This window comes from Synechococcus sp. R6-7 (assembly GCF_047461695.1).
Taxonomy (GTDB): domain Bacteria; phylum Cyanobacteriota; class Cyanobacteriia; order Thermostichales; family Thermostichaceae; genus Thermostichus.
The window spans coordinates 1-2,683 of the sequence record NZ_JANSHS010000439.1; the positions used below are offsets into that span (position 1 = coordinate 1).

The window sequence follows — 2,683 nt, forward strand, 5'->3', positions numbered from 1 at the left end:
AGCTTATTATTGACTAGAGTCATGCTCCACTTTGCTCTCGGGATCGGCAGGCTTCCCCACCGGACAGAGAGCTTCTCATCGGACAATACAAGGGACAATACAAAACGATCATAAGAGGAAGGGAAGAGTTAAGCTCAAAGCAAGGCGGCCTCATCCGCCGGGATCCGCAACTCAAAAATCCGATATCCAAAACTTGGCAAGAGGAGGTTTTCCATGCCCAGGGCTATCTGGAATGGGGTAGTGGTGGCGGAGACAGACCGCTACGAAACCGTAGAAGGCAACATCTATTTTCCGCCGGAATCTCTGCGCCGGGAATACTTCCAGCCCAGCTCTACCCACACCACCTGCCCCTGGAAGGGGGAGGCCAGCTACTACACCCTCGTGGTCAACGGCCAGGAGAACAAAGATGCCGCCTGGTACTACCCGGATCCCAAACCCGCTGCGGCCAACATCCGGGGCTATGTGGCCTTCTGGAAGGGTGTCAAGGTGGAGCCCTAGCCGGAGCCGAGTTTGTCAACCGGGTATGATGGGAAAAGTGGTTTGGAGAAGCGATGCCATGCTGACCGATGGCCGGATCCTGTTTGGCGCGGCCCGGTGGGCGAGAAAGCTGGGCCTGGCCGGATTGAGCCTGGTGCTGTTGGGCTGCAGCCCTGCAGGCTTTCGCACCCCACGTCCTAGCCTGACCAACAGTGGCCTCAACAGCATCTTCCCCGATGGGGAGCCTGCTTTCAACGGAGATGGCCGCTACCTGGTGTTTTCCTCGGCCCGCAGCGGCAGCCAGGATATTTTTCTCTACGACACGGTGGAACGTCGCTTGGTGGATCTGCCCGGCCTCAACTCCAGCGACGTGGCGGCCACCTCGCCCGACATCAGCGCCGATGGTCGCTACATCGTCTATGTCTCCAATGCTCTGGGCAAGTCTGAGATTTTTCTCTACGACCGCGAAACCCGCAGGATAGAAAACATCAGCAGCCGGGTGCCGGGAGATGTGCGCAACCCCACCATCAGCGGCGATGGCCGGTTTATCGCTTTTGAGAGCAACGGCCAAGGACAGTGGCACATCGAGATTTTCGACCGGGGGCCGGCGGCCAGCACGCGTCCAACCTCACCTTCTTCCCCCAATGCTGACGACAATCCCTGAGGGGATCCTCAAGCTAGGATAGACCCCCCTGCTTTGCAAGAGTTGTTGCATGTCGATTCCCCTCGCCCAGCGACTTCAGCCCCTCGGCGGCAATGTGTTTGACCAAATGGATCGAGCCAAGCGAGAGGCTCGTCGCTCTGGCCTGGATGTGATCGATCTGTCTCTGGGATCCTCCGATCTGCCCCCACCTTCAGACTCCTTGGCGGCCATCCAATCGGCTCTGTCGGATCCCTCTACCTATGGCTACACGCTGTTTCACGACACGGCGGACTTTCGGTCTGCCTGCGCCAAGTGGTACAGGGGCAAGTTCGGCCTGGAGATCGATCCGGAAACAGAGGTGCTGCCGTTGATCGGATCCCAGCAGGGAACGGCCCTCTTGCCCCTGGCCCTGCTCAACCCCGGCGATGTTGCTTTGGTTGCGGATCCGGCCTATCCCTCTCATGCGGGCGGGATCCATCTGGCGGGCGGGATCCCCTACTACCTGCCCCTGCGGGCGGAAAACCGCTTCTTGCCCCGCTGGGATCGGATCCCGGAGGCAATCTGCCGGCAGGCACGGTTGCTGGTGTTGAACTACCCCCACAACCCCACCACTGCCACCGTCACCCCGGAGTTTTGGCAAGAAACCCTGCAGTTTTGTCAGCAGTACGACATCGTTCTGGCCCACGATTTTCCCTATGTGGACTGGCGTTTCGACGGCCAGGTAGCCCCTTCCGCGCTGCAGGCGGATCCCGATAAAACCCGCACCATCGAGTTTTTTTCTCTCTCCAAGTCCTATCACATGGGGGGATTCCGGGTGGCCTACGCCATTGGCAGCCGAGAGCTGATCCGAGCCCTGCGGTGGGTGAAATCCACCATCGACTTCCACCAATACCAGGGCATTCTGCGGGGGGCAGCAGCAGCTTTGACAGTTCCCGATAGCTTTTTGCAGCGCTGGCGGCAGGTGTACCGCGAGCGACGGGATATAGCTGTGGCGGCTCTACACCGCATCGGTTGGCCTGTGCCCTTGCCAGAAGCCACCATGTATCTGTGGGCGCCTCTGCCGGAGTTTTATCGCGGCTCTTCTGCCCAGTTTTGTCTGGACTTGGTGAGAGCCACAGGGGTTGCCCTGTCTCCCGGTTCTGGCTTTGGCCCCAGTGGGGAAGGCTATGTCCGCTTTGCTTTGGTGGTCGAGGGATCCCGTCTGGAGGAGGCGGTGGGACGGATCGAGGCGTTTTTGTCCCGGTGCATTTCCTAAATCCCAAACATCAATCCCAAACATCGAGCATCCAGCTCTCGGTTGGTTGTGCTCGCCCACCCTCGGGCAATCTAAGTCAGGATAAGAGTGTTACCCAAGTTGAGTGGGCATGGAGAAGGAAACGCTCGACAGTTTTTTGTCCATCCGTGGGGTGATGGGGGTGGCGCTCTTGAGTCGGGCAGGTCGCCCTTTCTTCTACCGCTCTTTTCAGGATTTGGATAGCCGACAGCAGCAAGCCCTTACCGAAGGGCTGTTTCAAGTTTTGCAGACCATGCCCCCAGGACTTGACTATTTTGACTTTCAGTTTG

General features: G+C 58.9%; 3 protein-coding genes and 1 pseudogene. All 4 read left to right on the plus strand.

Features of this window, described 5'->3' with window-relative positions:
* Nucleotides 1-213 precede the first annotated feature (213 nt).
* Nucleotides 214-498, plus strand: a complete 285-nt coding sequence (locus NW815_RS12310) for a DUF427 domain-containing protein (RefSeq protein WP_414328853.1) — start codon at nucleotides 214-216, stop codon at nucleotides 496-498.
* 58 nt (nucleotides 499-556) lie between these two features.
* Complete coding sequence (locus NW815_RS12315) at nucleotides 557-1,141, plus strand: TolB family protein (protein ID WP_414343009.1); 585 nt, start codon at nucleotides 557-559, stop codon at nucleotides 1,139-1,141.
* Between the two features lie 49 nt (nucleotides 1,142-1,190).
* Complete coding sequence (locus tag NW815_RS12320; RefSeq protein ID WP_414388669.1) at nucleotides 1,191-2,375, plus strand: LL-diaminopimelate aminotransferase; 1,185 nt, start codon at nucleotides 1,191-1,193, stop codon at nucleotides 2,373-2,375.
* A 109-nt stretch (nucleotides 2,376-2,484) separates the two neighbouring features.
* Nucleotides 2,485-2,683: pseudogene (locus NW815_RS12325) on the plus strand (hypothetical protein); the annotation flags it as partial.